Source organism: Cohnella herbarum, from assembly GCF_012849095.1.
Lineage (GTDB): Bacteria > Bacillota > Bacilli > Paenibacillales > Paenibacillaceae > Cohnella > Cohnella herbarum.
This window is the reverse complement of sequence record NZ_CP051680.1, coordinates 877378-903198: the sequence shown is the minus strand read 5'-3', so window position 1 is coordinate 903198 and position 25821 is coordinate 877378. Positions and strand designations below refer to the sequence as shown.

The 25821-nt window shown below is 51.3% G+C and carries 22 protein-coding genes, 1 pseudogene and 1 riboswitch; all 23 genes and pseudogenes read right to left on the bottom strand.

Annotated features, from left to right (window positions below; translation table 11 throughout):
- Entirely contained in the window at window positions 1-1245 is a 1245-nt protein-coding gene (locus HH215_RS03690) for a D-alanyl-D-alanine carboxypeptidase family protein (protein WP_375140508.1), read from the bottom strand.
- A gap of 352 nt (window positions 1246-1597) precedes the next feature.
- Window positions 1598-3229 carry a response regulator gene (locus HH215_RS03685; RefSeq protein ID WP_169278672.1) on the bottom strand — a complete coding sequence of 544 codons (1632 nt, stop codon included), beginning with the start codon at window positions 3227-3229 and terminating at the stop codon, window positions 1598-1600.
- Complete coding sequence (locus HH215_RS03680; protein WP_169278671.1) at window positions 3207-4982, bottom strand: sensor histidine kinase; 1776 nt, start codon at window positions 4980-4982, stop codon at window positions 3207-3209. Before HH215_RS03680 ends, HH215_RS03685 begins: the two co-directional genes overlap by 23 nt.
- 21 nt (window positions 4983-5003) lie before the next feature.
- Window positions 5004-5882: a carbohydrate ABC transporter permease gene (locus HH215_RS03675; RefSeq protein WP_169278670.1), complete on the bottom strand. Its 879-nt coding sequence runs from the start codon at window positions 5880-5882 to the stop codon at window positions 5004-5006.
- 15 nt (window positions 5883-5897) lie between these two features.
- Window positions 5898-6833 (bottom strand): ABC transporter permease, encoded by a 936-nt coding sequence (locus HH215_RS03670; RefSeq protein WP_169278669.1) that lies wholly within the window; start codon window positions 6831-6833, stop codon window positions 5898-5900.
- Between the two features lie 80 nt (window positions 6834-6913).
- Window positions 6914-8704, bottom strand: a complete 1791-nt coding sequence (locus HH215_RS03665; RefSeq protein ID WP_169278668.1) for an extracellular solute-binding protein — start codon at window positions 8702-8704, stop codon at window positions 6914-6916.
- 229 nt (window positions 8705-8933) lie between these two features.
- Window positions 8934-9424, bottom strand: a pseudogene (ytfJ, locus tag HH215_RS03660) (GerW family sporulation protein).
- Window positions 9425-9517: 93 nt separating this feature from the next.
- Window positions 9518-10201 (bottom strand): DUF2953 domain-containing protein, encoded by a 684-nt coding sequence (locus tag HH215_RS03655; RefSeq protein WP_169278667.1) that lies wholly within the window; start codon window positions 10199-10201, stop codon window positions 9518-9520.
- 100 nt (window positions 10202-10301) lie between these two features.
- Complete coding sequence (scpB, locus tag HH215_RS03650) at window positions 10302-10919, bottom strand: SMC-Scp complex subunit ScpB (protein WP_169278666.1); 618 nt, start codon at window positions 10917-10919, stop codon at window positions 10302-10304.
- The gene (locus tag HH215_RS03645; RefSeq protein WP_169278665.1) at window positions 10888-11679 is read right to left on the bottom strand and encodes a segregation and condensation protein A; all 792 of its coding nucleotides are present in this window, start codon (window positions 11677-11679) and stop codon (window positions 10888-10890) included. Before HH215_RS03645 ends, scpB begins: the two co-directional genes overlap by 32 nt.
- Before the next feature lie 112 nt (window positions 11680-11791).
- Window positions 11792-12262: a 6,7-dimethyl-8-ribityllumazine synthase gene (gene ribH, locus HH215_RS03640; RefSeq protein WP_169278664.1), complete on the bottom strand. Its 471-nt coding sequence runs from the start codon at window positions 12260-12262 to the stop codon at window positions 11792-11794.
- A gap of 41 nt (window positions 12263-12303) precedes the next feature.
- Window positions 12304-13533 carry a bifunctional 3,4-dihydroxy-2-butanone-4-phosphate synthase/GTP cyclohydrolase II gene (locus tag HH215_RS03635; RefSeq protein ID WP_169278663.1) on the bottom strand — a complete coding sequence of 410 codons (1230 nt, stop codon included), beginning with the start codon at window positions 13531-13533 and terminating at the stop codon, window positions 12304-12306.
- Between the two features lie 16 nt (window positions 13534-13549).
- Entirely contained in the window at window positions 13550-14215 is a 666-nt protein-coding gene (gene ribE / locus HH215_RS03630; RefSeq protein WP_169278662.1) for a riboflavin synthase, read from the bottom strand.
- 2 nt (window positions 14216-14217) lie between these two features.
- Window positions 14218-15357, bottom strand: coding sequence for a bifunctional diaminohydroxyphosphoribosylaminopyrimidine deaminase/5-amino-6-(5-phosphoribosylamino)uracil reductase RibD (ribD, locus tag HH215_RS03625; protein WP_169278661.1), 1140 nt, complete (start codon window positions 15355-15357; stop codon window positions 14218-14220).
- A gap of 284 nt (window positions 15358-15641) precedes the next feature.
- Window positions 15642-15840: riboswitch (FMN riboswitch) on the bottom strand.
- A 168-nt stretch (window positions 15841-16008) separates the two neighbouring features.
- Window positions 16009-16434, bottom strand: coding sequence for a peptidylprolyl isomerase (locus HH215_RS03620; RefSeq protein WP_169278660.1), 426 nt, complete (start codon window positions 16432-16434; stop codon window positions 16009-16011).
- Window positions 16435-16521: 87 nt separating this feature from the next.
- Window positions 16522-19605: an ATP-binding protein gene (locus HH215_RS03615; protein ID WP_169278659.1), complete on the bottom strand. Its 3084-nt coding sequence runs from the start codon at window positions 19603-19605 to the stop codon at window positions 16522-16524.
- A 135-nt stretch (window positions 19606-19740) separates the two neighbouring features.
- Entirely contained in the window at window positions 19741-21072 is a 1332-nt protein-coding gene (lysA, locus tag HH215_RS03610; RefSeq protein WP_169278658.1) for a diaminopimelate decarboxylase, read from the bottom strand.
- Window positions 21073-21249: 177 nt separating this feature from the next.
- Window positions 21250-22872: a spore germination protein gene (locus tag HH215_RS03605; RefSeq protein WP_169278657.1), complete on the bottom strand. Its 1623-nt coding sequence runs from the start codon at window positions 22870-22872 to the stop codon at window positions 21250-21252.
- Window positions 22873-22949: 77 nt separating this feature from the next.
- Window positions 22950-23372, bottom strand: coding sequence for a stage V sporulation protein AB (locus tag HH215_RS03600; protein ID WP_254450357.1), 423 nt, complete (start codon window positions 23370-23372; stop codon window positions 22950-22952).
- Window positions 23369-24019: a stage V sporulation protein AA gene (locus HH215_RS03595; RefSeq protein WP_254450356.1), complete on the bottom strand. Its 651-nt coding sequence runs from the start codon at window positions 24017-24019 to the stop codon at window positions 23369-23371. The genes HH215_RS03600 and HH215_RS03595 overlap by 4 nt, the downstream gene beginning before the upstream one ends.
- A 199-nt stretch (window positions 24020-24218) precedes the next feature.
- Window positions 24219-24977 (bottom strand): RNA polymerase sporulation sigma factor SigF, encoded by a 759-nt coding sequence (gene sigF / locus HH215_RS03590; protein WP_169278655.1) that lies wholly within the window; start codon window positions 24975-24977, stop codon window positions 24219-24221.
- A gap of 25 nt (window positions 24978-25002) precedes the next feature.
- A complete protein-coding gene (gene spoIIAB / locus HH215_RS03585) occupies window positions 25003-25449 on the bottom strand; it encodes an anti-sigma F factor (protein WP_169278654.1) in 447 nt (148 codons plus the stop codon).
- Window positions 25446-25799 (bottom strand): anti-sigma F factor antagonist, encoded by a 354-nt coding sequence (gene spoIIAA / locus HH215_RS03580; RefSeq protein ID WP_169278653.1) that lies wholly within the window; start codon window positions 25797-25799, stop codon window positions 25446-25448. Before spoIIAA ends, spoIIAB begins: the two co-directional genes overlap by 4 nt.
- Window positions 25800-25821: the final 22 nt, after the last annotated feature.

Sequence of the window (25821 nt, the reverse complement as noted above, 5' to 3'; positions counted from 1 at the left end):
TTATTCCCCCTTTTGCAGAAACAGTGCTTGAATCGTCGTCTTGATAGATGCGATGAACGTCATTTTCGGGGCTGCGGGTTGAGCGACGGAAGGCTCCTGGCTCTGTTGATCGATCTGGGCTTGTCCCGGTCGTAACGCATTGTCTTGCTGCTTGGGTACAGTTTTATCTATAAAAGGTACTGTTCCGATCACGCGATCGTTCAGAACGAATTTAAGCTGACCTCGATAACCTAAGTTATAGTGAACGGTTCCTTCGCGCAGACGCGCTAACCGAATTTCAAGCTGCTCGCGCTCGCCCTTGGCAAAAGGATAAACGAAACTATTCGTAATCTGATATGGATATCCGGAAATCGGTTCGCCGGACTTCGTAACGGTCGACAAAGGAAAGTTAGCGAAGCCGTAGTCAAGCAAGTTCCGATGATCTTTCCAGTCATCCCCATCGTTCAGGGTAACCGCAACCAGTTGCTGACCGCCGCGGGTAGCCGAACTAACCAACGTACGTAACGCTTGTTTGGTATAGCCCGTCTTAACTCCATCGGCTCCCTCGTACATCGTGAGCATTTTATTTTTGTTTACCCATTTATAATCCCAATCTTCGTTCGGATTCGGTGCCGATTTCACCTTCGTCTTGACGATGCTCGCGAATTCCGGGTTATGTAAGGCATAAACCGTGAGTTTCGCCAAATCGTTAGCCGATGAATAGTGCCCTTGCTCGTCCAAACCGTGCGGATTCGTAAAATGGCTATGGGTTAACCCGATTTCGTCCGCTTTTTTGTTCATCAGGAACGCAAACCCTTCGACTGAACCTCCGACATGCTCGGCGATAGCCGTCGCTGCATCGTTACCCGAACGCAGCATTAACCCGTATAACACGTTGCGCAGCGTAATTTTCTCTCCCGCTTTTAGATACAAGGAAGACCCCTCTTTGCCTGCCGCTCGGGCGCTGACCTTAACTGCGCTATCGAGATTGCCGTGTTCGATCGCGACGATAGCGGTCATGATCTTAGTTAGGCTAGCGATCTTCATCGGTTCGTCGCCGCGCTGACTAAATAAAATGCGCCCGGAAGTCACGTCCGCGAGCGCTACGGCCCGCGCGTGATTGCTTGGCGGTTTAGGCAAATTCGTTTTGTCTGCGGTTGGGGGTGCATTCACTGCTGCATATGCTCCGGTGTTCACGCTGATCATTAGTAATGGAACGACAATTAAACCCCTCCACAATTTGTGCGATAAGCGTTTCTGGGCCATGGTAACCATCCGTTTCCTCCTTGGGCGACCAGCCCGTCCATAGGACGCTTGCTTGTACCCCGTTCAAAGATCTTGTCACCATTTTATGTAAGCATGTCCGAAAGTATGTTTGAAGACGGGTTCGAAGTGGGATGCGGGAGGTGCATGGGGAGTTGTGAAGGGGGGTGAGCGGGGCGGAGGAGGCGAGATTGCCTTTCCCCCTATCCCGTTCGCTCAGGAGCTCCAAAGTAACTCTTCATAATATCCTATTTAAGTTAAGAAACAGTCATTGAAAAAAAAGCGTTGTTGAATAAAATTGACAGTGGAACAAAGCCATGGAATCTCCCTCTTTTCGATCTGTTAGGGATGAAGCTCAATCAAGAATGTGCTCCCGATATTCCTGAGGCGTCATCCCGAAGTAATTTTTAAACACCTTGATAAAATAATGAGTCGTCTGGTAACCCAACTGACTGCCAATTTCGTAAATCTTACCGTCTGTGCTTTTCAGCAGATGAGCCGCCCGCTCCAGCCGGTATTTCATGATATATTCGTTGAGATTAACGCTCGTCTCCGCCTTAAACAGCTTGGACAAGTAAGCAGGGTGCATTTTGATGTGATCTGCGATTGCCTGCAGCGACAGATCGCCGCCGTAATGCTCGTCAATATAGGAGTACACTTTCTCCAGCACGGGAACCTTGGGATTCTGGACCCCGCCGCCAATCGTCTCTTTCATGCGCTGCAACGCGACGAGCGCCCACGCCTTGAACTGCTCCACGGAGCCTCCGATCATCGACTCCGGATGTTCTCCGCCGGAGTCTCCGGTTATTTCGCGCAGACTCCGGCCACTACGGTGGGAGATCGATTGGAACGAGCCGGCGATCGTGAACACCGCCTCCCGCGCGTATTCCTCGGAAAGCGTCCACTTGACCGCCAGTTCCGCGAAGATGCGGTCCAGCTTGTCCGCGGCCTGATTCCAACGTCCGACTTCCAGCAATCTCAGCAACGTCGGCGGTTCGTAAAGTAAGTTTATATGTCCCGAAATCGGCGTAACGGACTGCTCATCGATCGCAGCTACGTATCCAGCCGGCTGCATCTGCCGGCTGCGAAACGACTCCTTCAGCATGAAGTAAGGCAGCGTTATTTGCCCGGGAAAGCTCCACCTCCGCGACGCAATCAGAATCGACACCTTGCGGGACATCCAACGCAACACCTGACGCTGTACTTGCCAAGCCAGCCGCTCCAGCACCTTCACGCAGACGACCGGTTCAGCCTGATCATCCGTTTCGCCGACCGGCTTGCAAATGAATACGATCCGATTCTCGTCGTCCTTACAGTGCCAAAGGACAAACTGGGGACTCATCAATTCTTCGGTAATGTTGACGATTCCGTATTCAAACAACGACTTGTCATATGAGCTCAAACCGACTTCGGGAGCAAGCAGGACTGCAAACATTAGACATTCGTCCCGCAGACGGAATGGGCTGTCCAGGTCGGCAAGTTTTGCGGCCAGCGTCGGACCCGTCATCGGCCGTCCGCCTAGCAATTGCGTAAGCAGATCGCTTCTGAACGCCGGCAGATAGGAATGAAGCGTATGAATGTTTTTCCGGTACGTTTCCGCGGTTTCTGCCTCGTTCAGTACTTCCCGCGCCAGCACGGCGACCGTTTCCTGCAATTCGTCGAAATCGACCGGCTTCATCATATATCGGGAAGTGTTCAAATTTACCGCCTGCTTTGCATATTCGAAATCGGCGTATCCGGAGATGAGCACGCATCGGGTTTTCGGCGACAGTCTCCGCACCTGCTCGATCAATTCAATGCCTGTCATGCCGGGCATCCGGATGTCGGTAATGAGCAGATGAATCGTTTGGCGGCGCAGAACCTCAAGCGCTTCCGTTCCCGAATAGGCCGCATGAGTCCCGGTCACCTGGCAGGAAGTCCAATCGATCGTTCGCAGCATGCCAGCGACCTGATCCGGATGATCGTCAACGATCAAAATGTCCAGCATGCCCAACCTCCTCCTTCGATGTTTCGTCCTGCTGACGTCCGGATTTCGGAATGTTTATTTCGACGAGCAAGCCGCCCAGCGGGGACTGAGAGAATACGAGACCCGTCTCTGTGCCGTAAAATCGCCGCAAACGCTGATGGATATTCCACAAGCCGTAGCTTCCGCGTCCCTCCGGCGTTTCCTCCATACTCGTTTCCAAGTCGGCGACCTCGGTATGAGACATTCCCATTCCGCTATCCTCCACGACAATCCGGAACGCGCTCGCGCTTTCGCTGCCGGTTATGCGAATCTCTCCGACTCCTTCTTTCGCTTCAACACCGTACTTGATCGCATTTTCCACAATCGGCTGCACGATGAGGCGGGGAATCACGAGCCTTCCCATCGACTCGGGCATATCGATTCGGTATATCAACCGGTGGATTTGCATTTTGTATATTTCCAAATAGTTGCTGATCAGTGCCATCTCCTCCGACAGCTCCGCGAAGGGCAGATCGACCCGGGTTGTGTACCGATAATATTTGCTTAAATGCTGGGTAACCGCTACGATCGCTTTCTTGTTGTCCAATTGCGCCATACTTTGTATAAAGGCAAAGCTGTTGTATAGAAAATGGGGATTGATTTGCGATTGTAACTGTTTCAGTTGGGCATCCTGCCTATCGAAGCGTTCGGAGTACACCTTCTCGATCAGATGCTGGATTTCCTCGGCCATCAGATTGAATTGAACGAGCAGGTAGTCGAATTCGTTGTTCCTCTTGGCGATCATCCGGGTTGAATACTCGCCTCTTTTCAACCGCTTGATGCCGTTCATCAGCTGTACAATAGGCAACTGCACGCTACGATATAGAAATGAAACCGAAATAATTCCAAGCAACAGCAGCAGCCCGATCGTTACATAGAATAAGTTGCGAATGTTCGATATCGGAGCAAGGAGATCGCCGACAGGCGTCAAATCGATCAGGTACCATCCCAGTGCAGACGATTTATCGTAATTCATAATATATTTACGGCCGTCAAGCGAAACGAAGGAATAACCCCGATCAGCAAGCGCAGTTCCTTTCAACGCGGCAACGGCGTGTTCGATCAAATCCGACCGACCGCCGCTTCCTGTAATCGGGTCATGACTCGGCGTATACAAAAAAGGCAAGCCCGCGCTGCCCTCTTGGAACCGATCCAGCATTTCGGACATGCTGCCCGAGGCGATTGCCACTTCGACGACCATGCCTGCTTTGGAGGGGTCCCCATCCACAAGAAAAGGATGCAGCATGTGGCGAATGAAGTATAGCTGTTCTCCCGCGCTACCCGAGCGGAACTCCGGCACCCAGCTTTCGTATCCCCGTTGCAGGAGCTGTTCAGCGTCGGCCGGACGAAAAGGGTTCGTGGACACGCCGACTCCGGTTTCCGGTGAATAGACCGAAATCTCATTGTTCCAAACAAGGGCACTGCTTTGGATCATCAGCTTCTCCGTTGCCAGCTTGCGGGCGCGCAACCGCTCGAAGTCGCTGCGGAAATCGCTAACGTGTCTCAGTTCCAGGAAGTCCGGATCTTCGGCAATTACGAAGGCTATTTTCCACAACTGATCAAGCCCTTCATTCAATTCGCGGAGAAAGAAGGACAGCCGGTTGGCATTGCTGCTTATTTTCTCTTGCTGGACGACTCCGGTGCTGACCGAATGGGAATAACCGTAGACGAGCAATACCGGAATCGCCAGCGCCAGCAGGACGATCGCATTTTTGTTGAACACGCTGAGCCGCATTGCGCTCCTCCAAAGGGGAAACTATTCTTTCACCGAACCGATCATGATGCCTTTAACGAAATATTTTTGCAAAAACGGGTATACGAGCAAAATCGGAATGGCACTGACAAAAATTTGCGACGCTTTGACAGTACGATTCGACAGCATCGCCAATTTTTCCTGCGAAATTCCTGTGTTGTTGAAATTTTCCTGGACGATAATCGTATGCAGAAAAGTCGACAGCGGGTATTGATCCGGTTTCGTTAAATAAATAATGCCATCGAAAAAAGAATTCCAATGCGTGACCATCGTAAACAATGAAAGCGTCGCGATGACGGGCGCCGACACCGGCAAAAACACCCGTACCAGCGTTTGAATATGCCCGGCTCCGTCGACAACCGCTGCCTCCTCCATCTCCGCCGGGATGCTTCGAAAAAAGTTGATCATCAGAATTAAATTCCAGACATTAACCGCTCCCGGAATGACAAGAGCCCAGATCGAATTCGTCAGATGGGTTTCGCTTACGATAAGATATGTGGGCACGATTCCGCCGTTAAACAACATCGTAAATATCAGGTACCAAGCATAGACCCCTCTACCGGGAAATACCCGGCTTCGCTTGGACAGCGAGTAAGCCGCAAGGGTGATGACGACCATGGAGACAACCGTTCCGAGAACGGTTCGCTCGATACCTATAAAAAGCGCGTTAGAGAATTTATCGTTACCGAAAGTTTCCATGTACGCAGCCGTTGTAAAGTCTATCGGCCACAGCGTTACTAGGCCCCCTGTCGCTGCCGCACGAGAGCTGAGAGAGACTGCGAAAATGTGAAGAAGCGGCAGGATACATAAAAGGGAAAGAACGGACAAGAATCCGTAATTAAACACCTCAAACGTCGAATAACCATTGTTTTTCCGTGGCATTACTCCCATCCCGTCCTAGAAAATTCTATATTTAGCATACTTATAGGCGACCCGGTAGGCGATTACGATCAACACGAAGCCGATCGCCGACTTAAACAGTCCTACTGCCGTACCGAAGCTGAAATTCCCGCTCTGCAGCCCCACTCGGTATACGAAGGTATCGATAATATCCCCTTTCTCCATGACAAGAGGATTGTACAGGTTTAGAATTTGATCGTAGCCGCCGTCCAGCACCCTTCCCAGAGACAGCGCAGCCACCACCGTAAATATCGGGGCGATGCCGGGCAAAGTCACGAACAGCGTCTGCTTCCAGCGGCCAGCTCCGTCGATTTCCGCCGCCTCATATAGAGAAGGATTAACGCCGGCTATCGCAGCCAGGAAGATGATTGAGGAAAATCCGAACTCTTTCCAGATGTCCGACAAAACGATAGTAAAGCGGAACCAGTCGCCGTTCGCAAGAAAAAATATGGGTTCTACACCGAGAAAACCGAGAAAACGGTTGACCAGTCCGCCTTGAATCGACAGCAAGTCGGTTAGTATGCCGCCCAAAATGACCCAGGACATAAAATGCGGCAAATAGACGAGCGTCTGTACTGACCTTTTGAACAGCATGTGCCGAACTTCGTTCAGCAGCAGAGCGAACATCACGGGAATGGTCAACTGGGTGCCTATTTTCATGATGGAAATAAGCAGCGTATTAAATAAAACCTGTTTGCTCTGCGGATAAGTAAACAAGTACCGGAAATGATCTAGACCGACCCAGGGCGAATGGCGGAATCCTAGCCAAGGCTGGTATTCCCGGAACGCCATGGGAAAGCTCATCAGGATGGGCGCATATTGGTACACAAGGGAGATGACCAGTGCCGGAAGCAACAGCAAATGGAGCGGCCACGTTTTGCGCAAATAGACAAGTGTCCGGTTTTTATTGGCTACGGACGCCAATTCGTTCATTATCTTTCGTCTCCTCGCATTGTGAATGGGAGAAGTCATAGATTCAGGGAACGGTACTCTATGACTCCCCGCTGCCGACCCTATTGAGACGCTTTAAACCACTCGTTCACTTCTTTGGTGACGGCGTCTCCGCCGTTCGCCTTCCACTTGCTAACGAACTCGTCGAAGTATTCTACCGGCTCCTCTCCGTAAATAATTTTCAAATAGCTATCGGTTGCAAGTTTCGTGAGAAGTTCGCCTTTAGAGAGCATCGTTTTCGTCGCTCCGGCGAAAAACTCGTTGCGGATCGCTTTGGCGTTCTGATTCATGCGTATGACCGACGCATCGAGTTGGGCTTTGTTCATGCCGCTGGCGCGAACGTCGAACTCGTTTTCCGGCTCCGCTGTCGGGTTGTCCGAATACTTCTTGTAGCTGGCATCCATTTGGTACGGTATACCGCGTCCCGGCAAACTCATCGGAAGGTTGATGCCTTCACCTAGACCGTCCGGAATCGGCCATTGTTCCTGCGGTACGCCGGCTTCCTTGAAATTGCGGCGGACGATTTTGCCGTCCCATTTTACGTAATCGTAACCTTCGTACCAGCCGTCCTTGAACTTAGGCAGCCAGTAGGGATCCTCTTCCCCGAAGCTTTTGGCGTACAGCGTGTTCAAGTAAGCAAAGTAAGCTTCCATCTGCTCGAAATCTTTGCTGAAGACGACGTAATTATTCGCGATCTGCTTCTCGGCGCGGCCTACAAGACCATCTGGCCCACTTGGCAGCGGGTAAGGTCTGAAGGACGCTCCGGGAACGTTTTTCTCCAGATCCTGCAGCGGCCATCCTCCCATCCACGAAGGACCGAACACAACGCCGGCCTTGCCGCTGGCAAGCAGGTCGACCGTCTGCTCCGGAGCCTTGAGCCCGGCTTCCGGATCGATATAGTTCTTGCTTTTCCAGTCGCTTAGCTTGGCAAGGAAGTTTTTCATGGAAGGATCGATTACGCCGTTCGCTAGATTACCATCTGCGTCTCTGCGCCAAAACTGCTTCATGTTGGCCGTATCGGCCATTGCGGCGGAGAAGGCTCCCACCAATCCGTCAGCCGAAGCCATCCACTCGAACGGGGAATTTTTCAGCGCAACCGAAAGTCCAATCGTGTCGTCTTTACCGTTGTCGTCGGGATCGTCTTCCGTGAACGCTTTGAGCACCGCCTCCAACTCGTCAATCGTGGCCGGCGCTTTAAGCTTCAGCTTCCGCAGCCAGTCCTCGCGAACCCACATGACGGTACCCTCGTCTCCCATGTAAAACTCGGGTAATCCATACGTTTTGCTGCCCTGCTTGACTGCGCTGAACACATCGGGATATTGCGCAAACAACTTCTTGAGATTCGGCGACGCATACTTCTCGATCGCCTCGTCGAGAGGCTGCAGCTTGCCTGCCTGAATCAAATTGCTCGCCAACTCGGCGGTAGGCGCCATCACATCGGGCAGCTTGCTGTTGTCGACCATCATGAGGCGGATCTTCGTATTGAAGTCATCCTCGGAGGCGACGATAAAATCGAATTTGACGTTAATGCCCATTTCGTCCTTCATCCATCGCAAATGCACGTTATTTTCGAGCGATTCACCCTGCTTGAACTCGTTGGTGACCGGAGTATGTATGACCGCGGTCGAAATCGTAACAGGCGGATCGAATTTGACGCGGATTTTGCCGCCATCCGCCGTGTTACTCGTCTCACTGCCGGTTTCGCTAACCGTCTCGCTGACGGCCGGCGTCGATGAAGCGGCGGTCGGCGCCCCCCCATCGTTTGCGCCATTACTGCACGCCGCAAGCAGTCCGGTTAACAGAGACGCTGCGGTACATACGGCGATTAAACGTTGCCTAACGAAGAGCTTCAAGTGGTTTCCCCCTTATATAAATGTTGTCTTCCGTTTTTTATTCTAGAGCCCCGTAGTGCCCTTTGAAATACAACGTTATTAAGGGAATAACAAAAAATCGGGAAATGTTTCAGCGGAATCACGAACAACAAAAAACCGGCCTAAGTGGCCGGTTTGGCAAACATTCGCCTATTATCGCTTAAGATGAGCTCCGTCAAAATCATCCCGGTAGATCCAAGCATCGGCCAACCTACATAATGTTGTTTGACGAGTTGGAAGTTACCGATGGAATGTTATCGCCCGATTCCGAAGAGGCGCTCTTCTGGAAAGCATTTTTTAATTTGTCTACCCACTGCGGAGCGGCATCGATCAAGCGCTCTAGGAGGTGGGTCTGATTATCAAGCGGAACGACTTTGACGCCCTGAGCCCCGACGACCAGAAAAGCAATCGGAGTAATCGACACGCCGCCGCCGCTTCCTCCCCGAACGGGAGCGAAACGGAAGCATTGTGCGCGTCTTGACCTCCGGACTTATTCGAGGTTCCTCCGGATGACATCTCGTCGATACCGTTAAATTCACTGCCGCCGGCCGCAAATCCGAATCCGACTTTGGAAATCGGCAGAATGACGCTGCCATCGGGTGTTTGGACTGGCTCTCCGACGATCGTGTTGACATCCACCATATCCTTGATGTTTTCCATGGCGGTTTGCATAAGTCCATTAATGGGGTGTTGATTGGACATGATTATCTCCTCCTTTCGTGTACCTAATTTGCCCGATTCGCATGGTGTTTTATGCGCCCGGCTTCAGGCTCTCTGCTTCCAACGACGCCTCAATTACGCTTCTTTAGGAGCGGTTAGCCAACTTCGCCAAGCGCGAATGGCTTTTCCGAATCGAATCGTATTCGTTCCAAGTTTCATAACGGCCCCCAATGCGGAGATTACGCGGATTCTAAAATCCGCTTCCCAGATGACGGTAAACTCGGCAGAGGAATAATTCGGCGTCACTCGACCATGCGGTTCCGTTTTAAGAGTCAAATATTGTCCCGCTACACCGGATGCGCAACCGGACACCGCCCATAACAAGCCAGTAACGACGGCGGTCGAAGGAGCGTCTCCAGTCCCTACCCGAAAATCCAATCGCCATCGGGTACATTCCACTTTTTTCGCGGTTTGTCTCACCCATCTTCGGAATTTATTCGTGGACATCAAGAGCACTCGATAAGCTCTGACATAACGAAGTATCGTCCCTCTGTTAATCATCCGCTTCTTCTGTTTCTGTTTATGCCCGGCAAGATTGTCTTCCCTTTTCTCACGGTAAACCACGTTCCAGCCGCGAATAACGATAGACGGCAAGATGACCTGGTATTGAAACAGACCGTATACGGCTTGAATGACGACCACGAGCTGATCCAAATGACCGCTGCGCGAATAACGTACCCGGACTCTTATCCGCGAAAATAACGCAGCAACCAATCCTGCGACGACAAGCAATACTGCGATCCAAAGCCAGAAGGCCATACTTCCCCCGCCTTTCCTAGGGTAGTATGACCTTCTGGCATTTCTTCATTCCTATAATAGGCAGTTCAAGAAGTTTCCTTAAAGAATATCCAATTTGCTCTCAATCCGAATCCAATTCCCTGTCCATATCTTCCATGGAAAGCTGTCGGCCTTCGATACGATCGAACAGCATTTTCGTTCTTTCTTCCAACTCGTCGTCGCCTTCCGAGACTGTCGGTTCCGGCAAGCTGGCGATGCTCGCCAACCCGAAATAATCAAGAAACGACTTTGTCGTGCCATACAGAATCGGTCTGCCCAACGCATCCGCTCGGCCTTTTTCCTCGATCAAGTCTTTGTTAACCAAGTTATGTAAGGCCCGATCGGCTTTGACCCCGCGAATCTCTTCGATTTCCACCCGCGTAATCGGTTGCCGGTAAGCGATGATCGATAACGTTTCCAACGCCGCTTGCGACAACGAAGATCTCGCGGGGGAATAGGCCAGCTTCTCGAAATAGGGAGCGTGCTCGATGACCGTCGTCAACCGATAGCCGCCGGCCACTTCGGCAAGTCGAATTCCGCGGTTTTTCTTGTTTAGCTCCTTCTGCAAATCCTTCAGTACGTCTTTGACGACTTCGACATCCGTCTCGACTACGTCCGCGGCGGTCTTTGCGGTAATTCCCTCGTCGCCGGAAACGAACAGCAGTCCTTCAAGTACTGATTTCAATGTCGAGTAATCCATTATTATCCTCTCTCCCCGTCCACGACAACACGATTTCATCGAACAAAGCGCCTTGATGGCAGGAAATCCATTTCCGCTTCATCAATTCGAGAATGGCGAGAAAAGTAACGACGATCTCTTCGCGATCATCCTCGTCCGTCAACAATTGCGAAAATAATAATTTCCCGTCAAAGGAGCGGCTTTTTAGCGTTTCGATGATATCGAAAATCCGGTCCTTCACCGAGATTTCATCCTTGCGGATCGAAGATACCCGGTGCCTTCCGGCCAGTCTCCGCATCGCTTTCTGGAATGCGTTAACGAGATCGTCCACGTGAAGTCCTTCTACCGGATTGGTCTTTAAGACTTTCTCGAACGGCGTTAAATCCGTAGGTTCCCGAGTGTAGACCTGGCTTCGGTCCCATTCCTTCTCGCGAAGCTGCCCGGCAACCGATTTGAATTTACGGTATTCCAGCAACTTACGGATCAATTCCTCGCGCGGATCCAAATAATCATCGTCGTCGACCGTCAACCAAGGCTCCTCGGTCACCGGAGGCTTCGGCAGCAATTGCCTGCTCTTCATCGAGAGCAGGGTTGCGGCCATCACGAGAAACTCGCTGGTAATATCAAGCTCCAACTCCTGCATGGCCGCCAAATACTCCATATATTGATCCGTAATTTCATTGATCGAAATATCCTGAATATCGATTTCTGCTTTGTCGATGAGATGGAGCAGCAAATCGAGCGGCCCTTCGAACGTTTCGAGCTTGTAGAGCATTGCCACGCGGGTTTCTCCTCCTGCCTAAGCCTGCTTTCGATCCCGAATCCACGCAAGAAGCGGATTCGACATCGCTGCAAAGCCGACTTATTAAACTCTCTTACACGATTATAACAAATTAACCCGATATCGCGCGCGTCAAATTCGCCATTTCGATCGCGGTCGTCGCGGCTTCCCAGCCTTTGTTGCCCGCTTTCGTGCCTGCGCGTTCAACCGCTTGCTCGATGCTGTCCGTCGTCAACACACCGAAAATCGTCGGAACGCCCGTTTTCAGCGAAATCGCCGCCACGCCCTTGGCAACCTCGTTGCATACGTAGTCGAAATGCGGAGTAGAACCGCGGATTACCGCGCCAAGCGTAATTACAGCGTCGTATTTACCGCTCTCTGCTAGTTTCTGGGCGATAAAAGGAATTTCGAACGCTCCCGGGACCCAAGCGATCTCGACTTCTTTTTCTTCCGCTCCGTGACGTTTGAGCGCATCCAGCGCTCCGCCTAACAATTTAGACGTAATGAACTCGTTAAACCTGCCGACCACGACCGCGTATTTTAACCCCTTGGAAATTAAGTGACCTTCGTAAATGACTGACATATTTTTCATCCTCTCAAATGTTTGTAATTTAGTATTGTTGATTAGATTTCATAATCCTTATCGCCTTTGAATGACAACAAATGTCCTAGCTTCGCTTTCTTGGTGTGCAAGTATCCTGTATTGTCTTTGTTCTCGGTCATCTGAATCGGTACGCGCTCGACCACGTTAAGTCCATAGCCTTCCAAGCCTTTGATCTTACGGGGATTGTTCGTCATAAGACGAATATCCTTGATCCCGATATCCTTGAGAATCTGGGCGCCGATTCCATAATCCCGAAGATCGGGAGCGAACCCCAATTTGATATTCGCGTCGACGGTGTCCAACCCCTGCTCTTGAAGTTCATACGCTCGCAATTTATTGATTAAGCCGATTCCCCGGCCTTCTTGGCGCATGTAGAGCAATACTCCGTTGCCGGCTTCGTCGATCTGCTTCAGCGCGGCTTCCAGTTGAGGACCGCAATCGCACCGGTGCGAGTGGAAAACGTCCCCGGTCAAGCACTCCGAGTGCACGCGGACAAGCACCGGCTGCGACCCGTCGATCGTGCCTTTGACGAAGGCAACGTGCTCCTTATTGTCGACTTCGTTCGTATAGGCAATGGCTTGGAAAGTCCCGAAGTCCGTAGGCAATCTCACGTCGACTTCCCGTTTAACGAGCTTTTCCTTCTCGTTGCGATAATGGATCAAGTCTTTGATCGTGATCAGCTTAAGGGAATGCTCTTGAGCGAATACTTCAAGATCAGGTAGCCTGGCCATCGTGCCGTCTTCCTTAATAACCTCGCAAATGACGGCCGCAGGCGAAGAACCGCACATTCTGGCAAGATCGACCGCCGCTTCCGTATGCCCCGCTCTTCTTAGTACTCCGCCTTTTTTGGCGATGAGCGGAAAAATATGTCCAGGCCTGCGGAAATCGCTAGCCCTTGCAGCGGGATCTATGAGGGCTAGAACGGTTTGGGAACGTTCCGGCGCGGATATGCCCGTCGTAGTCGAAACATGATCCACGGACACGGTAAACGCCGTTCCGTGATAATCCGTATTGTGACTGACCATCGGCGGCAGGTCAAGAGCTTCCGCTCTTTCTTGCGTGATCGGGGCGCACAACAACCCCCTCGCTTCGCGGATCATAAAGTTAATAACCTCCGGGGTCGCTTTATCCGCAAGAGCTACGAGATCCCCTTCGTTCTCGCGGTCTTCGTCGTCTACGACGATGATGACTTTTCCTCGCATAAGATCGTAAATCGCGTCTTCTATCGAATCAAAATGACTTTGTACCATGTCTGTCTCGCTCCTTTCACATAAAACCATTATCACGCAGAATGGACTCCGTTAACCCGCCTGAACGGCGACCGGGCTGGCTATCCCGCATGTTCAATAGATGATCGACGTATTTGCCTAGAATATCGCATTCGATATTCAAAGTATGTCCCGCGTTTTTGTGTTGAAGCACGGTTTCCTTCAGCGTGTGCGGAATAATCGAAACCGTAAACCGACAGTTCTCTCTGTCGACCGATACGACCGTCAGGCTAATCCCGTCAAGCGTAACGGAGCCTTGCTGAACGACATGCCTTAGCAAACTCGGATCGTTAGGTTCAATCGTGTAAACGACAGCGTTAGCCTCCGCCGTTCTCTCTCTGATCGTTCCCGTTCCGTCCACATGCCCTTGGACAATGTGCCCGCCGAATCTTGCCCCTGCCATCATCGCCCTTTCCAAGTTCAGCGCGCTGCCGGTTTGGATAGCGTGCAAGTTCGTCAATCGGAACGTTTCCGGCATGACGTCCACCGAGAACGTATTGCGATCGAAATCGACCACGGTCAGGCAAACTCCGTTAACGGAAATGCTATCGCCCATCTTCACGTCTTCAAGCACCTTGGAAGCGGAGATGCTAAGAATCATGGCTTCCCCTCGACGCTGTACCGATCTGAGCGTGCCCATTTCTTCGATTAATCCAGTAAACATATTTACTCCTCCTTCAGATCGGCTGCAGCGGGAACGTTACCGGAAGAATTGACTTCCGGGTAACCCGTCACGCACCAATCATCGCCGAAAGCCTGCATCGTGACTCGCTTTAACCGCAACGCGGCAGACATCTCTTCGGGGCCCGTGTACTCGAATGCGGAGGGAGCACCGGTTCCGCCTACGAGAATAGGCGCATAAAAAAGCATAAGCTTATCTACCAACCCCGCTTCGAGCATCGCGCCGTTCAAGACGCCTCCACCCTCTAACAGGATAGAACCGATCCCGTGCCCGCCCAGCTTCGACATCGCTTGCGTCAGATCGACGCGCTCTCCGGTTCCGCAACGCCATACTTCCGCGCCTTTCTCCCGAAGAAGTCCGGCTTTGTCCTCATTGGCTTGCTCTGTCGTCAATACGATCGTTGGAGCAGCTTCATTCAAGATGCGAGCCTCCAAGGGAACTCTAAGCTTTGAGTCGACAATGATCCTCGTCGGGTGTAATGCCGGGACGCCCAACCTCGTCGTCAACTCCGGATCGTCCGCAAGCACCGTACCGGCTCCCACCATAATTCCGTTATGACGATGTCGCAACGTATGAACGGCCTCTCTCGATTCCGCTCCGGTGATCCAGCGGCTATGTCCGGTTCTCGTCGCGATTCGTCCGTCTAAGGACAAAGCCGTCTTTAAGGTCACGAAAGGTAATCCCGTTACGATAAACTTGTTGAACGCCTCGTTTAGCTGGACGGCCTGCGCTTCCAGAACGCCGACTTCAACCTGTATACCCGCGTCCCTCAACCGCCGAATGCCGCTTCCGGCCACTACCGGATTCGGATCGATGGAAGCGACGACTACCCTTGCTACCCCTTCGAAGATAAGCCGATCGCAGCAAGGCGGCGTCTTGCCGTGATGACTGCAAGGCTCAAGCGTCACGTATGCGGTTGCTCCCTTTGCTTGCTCGCCCGCCATATTCAAAGCAAGCACTTCCGCATGCCCTTCGCCGCGTTTCAGATGAGCGCCCATCCCGACGATTCGCCCATCCTTCACGACGACGCACCCGACTACGGGATTCACTCCGGTTTGTCCGGAGGCGCCCCCCGCTAGATTCAGCGCTAATTGCATGTAAAATTCATCATTGAGCAATTCCATGCCCGCCACTCCTCTCCCGTTTAGGAGCAAACAGAAAACCCCCGAGGACGAAACCTCGGGGGTGGTAGATGCACAGCGATAAATAGACCTTCAGGTCATGTCTCGAAAAGCAAATCGAACAGAAGCTGTAATGAGTATTAAACGACAAAAGTCGCTTAAATACAAACTGAAACAGCCTGTCACAGTCACAGGTTTGTGAAAAAAAGAACAATAACGATCAAAGTAGTTCTTCCATTCCGTCTGCCTGCGGCTACGATGCTTCTATGGACACGGCTTGGCCGCTGCGCTTCCTTCTCCCATCCAGACTATAACTGTCGGTCCCGGAGTTTCACCAGGTCCACCGCACCACGCTCGCCGGTTAATCCGGTAGCAGCGATGACGGGTCACGGACTGACGGCAGCTTGCTAGCCTACAAAATTCGTAAGCAAGCTCTTGCTACCGATCACCGTCGGTGGGGAATTACGCCCCGCCCCGAAGGTAAGCAACTTATTGTCAAAAAGTGTACCATCCCTCCAAGCAAATTGCAAGCGATACACTAGGAATTAACTGTCAAGTCATTCGAATGACAAGCCCCTCGTGCCAGAGGAGCAGAGAAAAACCCGCGTCCCGCCTGAGTAGGCTTAGACACGGGTTCAATTCGACTTCTTCCGATTAGCTTACGCGAATCGATTCCATCTTTTCTTGCCCTTTAAGGGCGTCCACATGCTCCATGCCGGAAGAAACTTTACCGAATACGGTATGAACGCCGTCAAGGTGAGGCTGCGGGTTAAAGCAAATGTAGAACTGGCTTCCGCCGGTGTTCGGACCGCGATGCGCCATAGCCAAGCTTCCGCGATCGTGTCTATTTTTGTTATGCTCGCAATTGATGGAATAACCGGGTCCGCCGGTACCGTTGCCGTTCGGACATCCGCCTTGCGCGACGAATCCAGGGATGACGCGATGGAACGGAATTCCGTCGTAGAACCCTTCGTTCGCGAGTTTTTCGAAGTTAGCTACGGTGTTCGGAGCGTCCTCGTCGAACAATTCCAATCCAATCTCGTTGCCGTCTGTCATTTTGATAACCGCTTGTTTAGACAATTGAGTCTCCTCCTTAAATCATTTCGCCTTATTGTACAACAAGATGCGGATGGAAAGAAAGCCGTGGCATCTTCAATTTCCTTCCCGTTACTGACTTGTCTTGAACACTTTGAACGATACGGTCGTTCCTCGATCCGCGCTGCTCCTGATTTGGAGCCCTTGCCCGTAAAGCTGCTTTAATCTCCGATCCGTATTAAGCAACCCGATTCCGTTATCCGGGTTACCCGCAGGGATGTCGAATATGGATTTCAACTTATCCTCCTCGATGCCTACGCCGTTATCCGAGATGGACACTTCCGCGTATTCGTCGTCTTCAACGACTTTAATGTGGATGGCTCCTCCTTGAGCTCTTTTCATAAGACCGTGCCTCACCGCATTTTCTACCAACGGTTGAATCGTAAGCGGGGGGATACGCAACAAACTCGCTTCATTCACTTCCCATGTCACTTGCAGTCTCTCTTCGAACCTCTCTTTCTCGATATACAAGTACGAACGTACGAGATCAAGCTCGTGATTCAATGTGACTAGCTGTTCCGTATTCTGGAAATCAAAGCTGCTTCGCAAATAATTGCCGAATGCTTCTAGCAGCGAACGCATTCTGGATGTATCTATCTCGCTTAGCGCGGCTAATGCCGTCAGCGTATTAAACAAAAAGTGAGGCTGAATTTGCGCTTGCAGCCATGCAGCCTCCAATCGGAGCCGCTCACGTACCGACTGCTTCAGCCCGGTAAGGGCTTGTACACGCGATCTCAGCGCCAACGAATCCACGGGTTTGGTCACGTAATCATTTGCGCCTGCTCTAAAGCCGGCTTCGATATCTTCGGATCGGCTCCTCGCCGTGAGCAATAATATCGGCAGCTCCGAGACGGAGAAACGTTCGCGAATCGCTTGCGTTAACTCATACCCCGACATTCGGGGCATCATCACGTCGCTGATGACGAGATCCCAATCTCTCTTATCGATTAACGCGAGCGCGGTCTCGGCCGAGCTCACCGTCACGACATCATAAGAATCCCGGGGAAGAATATTCGTCAGAATGCTAAGATTAACGGAATCGTCGTCTACGGCCAATATACTTGAGCGCTTGTCGCCGATCATAACGTCCGGCTGATCAGCGAATTGTTCGGCTAGCTCCCCGATCTCGATTTCCTCGACCGCGGCCGCGATAAGCAATGTCGGATGCTCGTTTATCCCAGACTCGGAATAGGGTTCGGCGATCGTCAAGTCAAAAGTAAACGTCGTCCCCTGCCCGATTACCGAACTGACTCGTAACGCGCCGCCGTGGAGTTCCACGAGTTGCTTGCTTATGCTTAACCCGAGCCCGATTCCGCCGGCAATGGCCGTCATACTGGAGTCGCCCTGTTCATAGCGTTGAAAAATCCGATCTAACGTTTCTTTATCCATGCCTATGCCCGAATCCGTTACCGAGATTTCGGCTTTACCGTTCTTATAAACGCAATCGATCGTAATGTGACCGGCGTGCGTAAATTTCACCGCGTTGTGCACGAGATTAAACATGATCTGAAGGAGTCGATTCTCGTCGGCCATGATCGGGGGGAACTTATCAGGTACGGCATTCACAAGGTTAACCGGTTTGTCCTTGACTAAATACCGGACCATATCGAATACGCCCAACACGAGCGGTTGAATAGCGGTCGGAGCAGGATGCAGCACCATACCGCTTTCTTTTAAGCGATTCAGTTCCAGCAGATCCGTCAATAGAAGCGACATCCGCTTACCGACGGAAACGAGCGTTTCCAGCTTGTTCGTATTGTCCGCATCTAACTTATCCGCGCCGGTATCCAGCACGGACTGGGCGAAGTTAATCATGCCGTGAAGCGGATTTCTCAATTCATGGGACGTATTCGCCAGAAAGTCATCCTTGAGCTTATCCGCCTTCTGAAGCTTCTCGGCCAACTTCTGCGATTGCATCGACGCCCGGAAAAAACGCTTGAACCAAAACGCCGCAAGCACCAAAAAAGTAACGATCAGATCGATGGGATAATAATTCAAGTCGGTCCAGAACCTATTCTTAATTACACCCCAAATCGCATTCGATAATAGCGTGGTAGTTCCAAGCAAAAGAAAAACGATATCTTTATCGCCTCTTGAGGCCGATCGAAGAATAATCGTCGGAATTATTTTTCCAGGAATCAGAAGAATAGGTAAATAAAACACTCCCGCTTGAATGTTAAAAGATACCGGTGCAATCAAGATCACGATAATGGTCAAACCGGCAAGAACGAGGAAATACTTAAATGTTATGACTTTCGTATACTCCGGCAATAATTGCAAGACAAACCGAAGGAGAAACAGCCCGACTAAGATCAGCGATATGTACTGTAGCTTAATCCCCCACGAATAATTAATTGGAAACCATGTTAACAATAGCCGATCGTCATCGGTCAAGGTCATGATTATCGCGCTAAAAATAAGCATAATGAATGAAATCAATATTTTTTTAGTCGTCCCGATAAAATAGAGAATGCAAGCATAGACCGCATGGAGGAAAAGCAAGAAGCCGACTAAGACTTGGGCGCTGATGGAAAACCACTTTTCATTCTGAATCGCATTGCCGTCACCGAATTTAATGGAACGAAAAATACCTCCCTTCACGGGATTCGAATAGTTGGAAACGTGAATGACAACATCGAGAATTTGGGAATTCGTTGTATAAGACTCCGTATACGGCAAGCTTTTCGGCGTATATTCCGCTGGATTGGACGAGGGTTTGCCTGCATGGCCGACCAGGCGACCGTTAACGAACAACTCGGATGAGTTGGTAATCCCGGTTACCCTAAACCCATAGCTTCTTTCTTGATCCGCTGAATCCACCAGAATTCGTAATCGATAAGAACCGTAACCAAGCATAGAGCTTGAATCCGAAGTCAAAGAAGCTTCCCAGCTTCCCGGGACTTGGATATAAGCGGGTTGGGAATTATTCTCCGGGTTCGAACCTTCATTCGCGATCAGCCGTAGAGGATAGAACTCCCATTCGCCATCCAACGTTATCGGACGATTGGACTCGAAGTCCCAATCCCGCAAATCCATAATGCCTTGCACGGCATGCGGATGATTCGGAGGAGCTTGGAAAGATATCCATAATAAACGAATGCCTGTAAGAACAAGCAGGAATAGTGTTGTAATGATAAGCGTTTTTCTTTTTGTCATACTCTCTTTTTTCGACACGGTCGGCGGTAATCCTTCATCGCTCGATTGCGTTGATCCCTTCTACCTAACAAAGACACCGTGTCCGAAGGTTCGGAGACGGTGTCTTGATGATTGCGGATTGGATGATGATTTGGATTATTTCGCGATCGGCTGCTTCTGCAAACGTTCAGGAATGACATCGTTGCCCACGATATTGTGGTAAGTTTCCCTAGCGACTACGAGATCCGCCTTGCCGTCTTTCACGAACACGACAGCCGGGCGACGGATCCGGTTATAATTGCTTGCCATCGCGTAGTTATAGGCACCCGTGCAGAAAACAGCCAACAAATCTCCCGATTGGACGGATGGAAGTTTCAAATCCCAGATCAGCATATCGCCGCTTTCGCAGCATTTGCCGGCTACGGAGACGATTTCTTCGAGCGCATCGTTCGCGCGATTAGCAAGAACCGCCTCGTACTTGGATTCATATAACGCCGGCCGCGGATTGTCCGTCATGCCGCCGTCAACCGCGATATATTTACGAACGCCAGGGATGTCTTTGCTTGTCCCTACCGTATACAACGTCGTTCCCGCGTCGCCGATAATGCTGCGGCCCGGCTCGATCCACACTTCCGGCAACGCGAAATCCGCGTTCTCGCAAGTCGTGCGCACCGCATCGGCGATAGCTTGAACGTAAACGCCGACAGGAAGCGGTTGATCGCCTTCCACGTAACGGATTCCGAATCCGCCGCCAAGATTAAGAACGGTAAACGTGTGGTTAAGCTTGTCGCGAATTTCCACGGCGAAAGCGGCTACCTTCTCAACAGCCATGCGGAAACCTTCCACTTCGAAGATTTGCGAACCGATGTGGGAATGTACGCCCAGCACTTTCAGGTTCGGCAAACCGATCGCGGTCTCGATCGCCTTGAACGCCGTTCCGTTGCCAAGATCGAATCCGAACTTGGAATCCTGTTGGCCGGTTGAAATATAATCATGCGTATGGGCTTCGACTCCCGGCGTAATTCGCAGCAATACGTTTACGCGTTTGCCTTTGTCCGCGGCCAAAGCATTCAGAAGGTGTAATTCGTTAAAGTTATCCACGACGAAACAGCCGATTCCCGCATCCAGAGCCATGTTGATTTCCTCCGGAGTTTTGTTGTTTCCGTGGAAGTGAATACGCTCGGCCGGGAATCCGGCTTGCAGCGCCGTATACAATTCTCCGTCGGATACGACGTCAAGACTCATGCCCTCTTCTTCCGCTACCCGGCACATCGCCATTACGCAGAACGCTTTGGAAGCATATGCCACTTGATGGCGGAGCCCCGTCGAACGGAACGCTTCCATGAACTCCCTCGCGCGTTGGCGTACAAGCGCCTCATCCACAATGTATAATGGCGTTCCAAACTCCTGAGCCAAGTCCGTAACGTCACAGCCGCCGATCTCTAGATGACCTTTGCCGTTAATTTTACTAGTTCCATGCAAAAACATAACTGATTCCCCTTTGGCGAAATTACCGGCAGCCGTCAAAATTCGACTATTATCCGGCGTTTGCACGATATAACATGAGTATAGCGGAAATCCTCTTGCGGGGAAATGGAGGATTTGCCACAACATTTGCATTATTAGCGGCAGATCGGAGGTTCCAACCGTGATTGAAAGCTTGGATTAAACGGGTTGCTTACGATTTTTCTTCGTCCGATATAACGACAACCTTTTCTTGTTATTCGTCAGAGGCTGGCGGAAAAGAATGTTTCGCAGCGCAGCCGCGTTAAAAGGCAGGAATGGCCATAAGTAGGGTGCGTTAAAGGATCTCTCGAAGGTCAGGAACAAAAACACGAAAGTCGTCACGACGACGAATCCGATTTCGTGAAAGAAAAATACGGCCAACAGAAGTGCGAGCCTAATGATTCGGTTAGCCAACCCCAGCTCGTAACTCGGAGTCGCGAACATTCCGATTGCCGATACCGACATATACAGAATAACTTCGTTAATGAACAATCCGGATTTGACGGCGATATCTCCGATCAAGATCGCGGATAACAAGGTCATTGCGGTTACGAGCGGTGCCGGCGTGTGTACGGCTGCAAGCCGCAGCAGATCTACGCCGACTTCCGCGATCAGAAACTGCAGAATAAGCGGGATTTGACCGACCTTGTCCGCGCCGATGAACCACAGCCATTCCGGGCGCAAAGCTTGCCTGTCGTTGAACAGAAACCATAGCGGCATGAGGAAGAGAGATGCCATTATTCCCAAATATCTGACCCATCGCATATAGGTTCCCATAAATGGATTCTGACGATTTTCTTCGGCATGCTGCACCAGGTCGAAATACGTCGTCGGCAACAAAATCGCGCTAGGAGACGTGTCGACGATAACGGTCACGCTTCCGTCCAAGAGTTGGGCAGCGACAACGTCAGGCCTCTCGGTATAACGGACGAGCGGGAAGGGACTCCAACTGCTGCTTACCGTCATCTCTTCCAGTTGCTTGTCCGCCAGAGGGATTCCGTCGACGTCGATTGCTTTGATTTTATCCCTTATCGACTCCACCAGTTCGTTGTTCGCGATATCGTCGATATATCCGATGCAAACATCGGTTTGCGTGCGCCTACCTACCTTCAAAATCTCGAATCGTAAATTCGGATCGCGAAGCCGTCTTCGAATGAGCGCGACGTTCACGAGCAACGTTTCCGTAAATCCGTCTTGGCTGCCCCGGACGACTTTCTCGAGCGAGGGCTGTTCCGGATTGCGGCCGGGAAAAGATTTCGCGTCGATAATTAATGCGGCAGCTTCGCCGTCAACGTAGAAAGCCGTGTTGCCCGCAAGGACGTCGTCGATCATTCGCGGGAAAGAGGTTGTTTTCTGGATCTGTACTGCCGTCAAATATTGCTCGAGAAAGCTATGCATCGCATCATGATCCAGATTGCTATCCGGATCTATGTAAGAGAGTCGCTTGAGAATTTCCATAAGCGAGACGTCTTTGGCGAATACGCTTAGAAAGAGCAGAGCGACCCTTTTTCCTCCGAACACCATCTCGCGAACTTGAACCTCGAAGCTTTTATCCAAGCCGATGTGTTGTCTCAACAGTTCTTTCCAACTATCTATATCGTCCGGAATATGCTGTTGGGATTTGCGCGCTTGCTCGGATGAGTTCGGATCTACCTTCTTCCTCCCTGCGGGCTCTGCTTTCTTGCCGCGATCTTCATTATCGTTATGTTGTCCGCTTGGCGGATAGATCCCGGGATGACCGGCATGCTCCAAATCCATGCTGCCATGTTCCGTCGTTTCCATCGTTTACACTCTCCTTGCGTTACTTTCGTGATCAAAAAGACCGGGTTTTCAGCACCGGAAAGGTTGGATGATATTCCTTACGGGTGCAACAACAGCCAGTCGACTAACGATCCCGTAACCTTCCCCAGCACCATCGCTATCAACAACGGGAATAGGTACGGCTTAAGCTTGAACCTCTTCGATACGATAGGAATGACGTTGAGCACCTCCGTCAATGCGGCAGCGAACATGCCCACGAACAAGCCTTGAAATATCGCGGGGAGCAACAGCGCCTTGGCCGGCAGCTTATAAGACCAGTCGAACAAATCCGCGCAAATCCAATACAACGATCCGAATAAGATGCTAGACTCGAACAAGGACGAACGTCGGTAGGCCCGGGTTAATTGGACAAGCCGGGGGATCAGATCCAGGACGATCAACAGAGCGACGAACGCGCTTCCGACAGAAAAGCCACCGGCCAGTCCGATGACCATGACCAGTACCCCCTCCAAATAACTCAATCCCCGTCTCCTCCTGCCTGACCTTCGTGTTTTTTCCGGTACTCTTCCGTGATGACGTAATGGTTCACGTTCTCCTGGTACATGAACATTTCGACTTCTAGAGGATTCGGTTCATCGTTTAGCCGTTTACGCAACAGTCTGTTGAAAAACAATAACATGCCCATCCCTACTCCGATGGAATACGGAATTTGAAACAACCAAGGATGCGAGTAGGAATGGCCGGTTATCAATTCCGTAATTCGGCGCTGAACGGCGGGCATGTTCACGTCGGCATGAAAGTTCATCATCGCCATCCCCGATCCGAAGAAGAGCAGCAACCAAGCCAGTATCAAGATGACGATTCGCGGCTTCACTTCACCTTCCGGAGAAATCTCGAGCAGCACGTGCGGTTCTCCGAACGTCTCGATCATCATCCCCGGCTCGGCTTCGCGGATTGCCTTGACGACCTGCAACATATCGATGAGCAGCAGATTGCCGTCCTTCTCCGTTATGCGGTGCAACGGCAAGCTTCGCAAGCTCATCTGCAACCGATCCTCGGTGACCAGTCTAGCTACGTCGCCTAAGGTGACGACCGAGCGTGGACGAACGACGGCCCTGCGCCGCATTCGGACGTAAACGACCTTGGACTCCGTAGGCGAAAGTTCCACTGACGACTCCCTCCTCTTGCGATCAGTCCGCTTAGTATGGAGAATAATCGTCCAATATAGTCGGAAAACGGAAAAAAGGTCTGTGGTCGACCGCCGCATTCGCGAGATTTCCGACGACATAGCGGTGCCCAGCACCGTAATACGGGGCTGGGCACCGGTAGTGTTCCGTCTTAAGAATGCCGCGACGCGTAAAGCTTCGTCATTGAGCGATCTGATCTTTGATATTTTGCAGGATCTTTTTCTCCAGGCGGCTAACTTGTACTTGGGAGATCCCAAGTCTTCCGGCAACTTCGGACTGCGTTTGGTCGCGGAAGTAGCGGAGATAGACGATGAGACGCTCCCGATCGTTCAAGCCTTGAATCGCTTCGGTTAGAGCAAGCTTATCGAACCATCTCTCTTGCGACTCGTCGGCAATTTGATCCATCAAAGTGATCGGATCCCCGTCGTTCTCGAACACCGTCTCGTGAATGGAAGCCGGCGGTTTATTCGCCTCTTGGGCAAACACGATTTCTTCCGGCGTGACCCCGATCTCTTCCGCCACTTCGCTGATCGTCGGAGCTCGCCCGTTTCTCTTCGACAGCTCGTCTTTCACTTTCCGAACGCGATTAGCCATTTCTTTAAGCGATCGGCTAACTTTGAGGGTACCGTCATCGCGCAGAAATCTTTGAATCTCTCCGATTATCATCGGAACGGCATAAGTAGAGAACTTGACGTCGTAGGATAGGTCGAATTTATCGACCGATTTCAGCAAGCCGATACAACCGATTTGAAACAGATCGTCGCTATCGTAGCCCCGGTTCGAGAACCTTTGCACGACCGACCATACTAAACGGATGTTGCTATTCACGAGCGTATCACGCGCGGTCGTATCTCCGGATTGACTAAGCGCAATCAGGCGCTTTACTTCACTGTCATCCAAGTATGCCGGCGCAGAAGATCGTTTCCATTCTGAATCCATGCCTCCAACCCCTGCCGCACGGTTTTTAATTGAATAAAGCTTTTTTCGACTCGATCCGTTTTTTCATCCTGAGGGAAGTTCCGCCAGACTCCGAGCTGACGACTTCGAAAGCATCCATGAAGTTCTCCATGATGGTGAATCCCATTCCGGAGCGTTCCAGTTCCGGTCGGGAAGTGAAAAGCGGTTGACGCGCAAGCTCCAAGTCTTCTATTCCTTTGCCTTGGTCGCTGATGGAGATCGTTACCGTATCGCCATCGATTTCGGCTTCGACGTATACGATCCCTTCGGAACTTCCGTCATACCCGTGAATGATCGCATTGGTTACCGCTTCGGACACGACGGTCTTAATCTCGTCTAGTTGCTCCAACGTTGGATCCAGTTGCGAAACGAATGCGGCTACCGTAATTCTGGCAAAAGCTTCGTTCTCGGATCTGCTAGTAAACGAAAGCTTCATTTGATTATGTCCGCTCATGATACAACCTCCAGACTGGCGACGGCAGAACGTTCGGTATCGTAAAACGATAGAATCTTAAACAGCCCGGATAACTCGAACAATCGTTTCACGCTGGACTGTGTGTCGCATACGACCATTTTGCCGCCGCGGCTCTTAACAAGCTTATACCTTCCAAGAATAACGCCAAGCCCGGAGCTATCCATGAAAACGAGATCTTTCAAACTCAGAACGACGTGATCGCACCGTCCTCTTAAAATCGCGTCCTCCATCTTGAATCGAACGATGTCCGCCGTATGATGGTCCAGCTCCCCTCTCAAACGGACGATCAAAACATTGCGGTGCTGCTCCAGCTCGACCTGTAAGCTCATGCCCATTTCCCCTTCCCCGATT